At 58.1% G+C, this 577-nt stretch carries 1 protein-coding gene; it reads left to right on the top strand.

Annotated features, from left to right (window positions below):
• On the top strand, positions 1–577 hold a 577-nt coding region (locus tag ALO64_RS22615; protein WP_456238969.1), incomplete at both ends, for a secretion/conjugation apparatus DotM-related subunit.

Here is a 577-nt window from a genome sequence, read left to right as displayed (position 1 = left end):
GAAACCCGGGGCGGTTCAGCCGACGTGGCCAACCACGCCAAAGCCGTGACGCTGGATGAGTGGCTTGAGGTAATGAACGCCACCAGTGGGATTCTGCTGCTGTTCCTGATACCGCTGGTGATTGTGAGCAGTTGGGGGCTGGCGCAGCATCCGGTACTGCCGTTTCGCAGTAAACGCCTGGTGAACATTCACACGCTTCCTGGCCTGGTGAGTCGTTTCGCACCCTCGGTCATCCCGGTGTTGGCTGCGTCTGGTCCCGATGGTCTGATGAACGATACCTCTCCCAGCAATGCCTGGGCGCTAAAGCCCGAGGAGTTTGCTGAACGTTACAACCTGGTGCAGCGCAAAGTGCTGGATCGGGAGGCTGCTCGTGCGGTGTTCGAGGAGCAGGTCGGAGATGTTCATGATGGCCTTCTGGACTTGACACCCTATGAACGGGCCTTGCTGGCCGTATTCGGTCTGCAGGTATTCCTCAATGACCGCAAGGCAGCAACCCGGTTGCTCGATGACCTGAACCGTTCCTGCATGATGAACAGGGCAGCCTGCGGCTGCAAATTGTGGGATTTTGAAATCGGTT

The organism is Pseudomonas meliae (assembly GCF_001400515.1).
Lineage (GTDB): Bacteria > Pseudomonadota > Gammaproteobacteria > Pseudomonadales > Pseudomonadaceae > Aquipseudomonas > Aquipseudomonas amygdali.
This window is presented reverse-complemented; position numbering and strand designations above follow the sequence as displayed.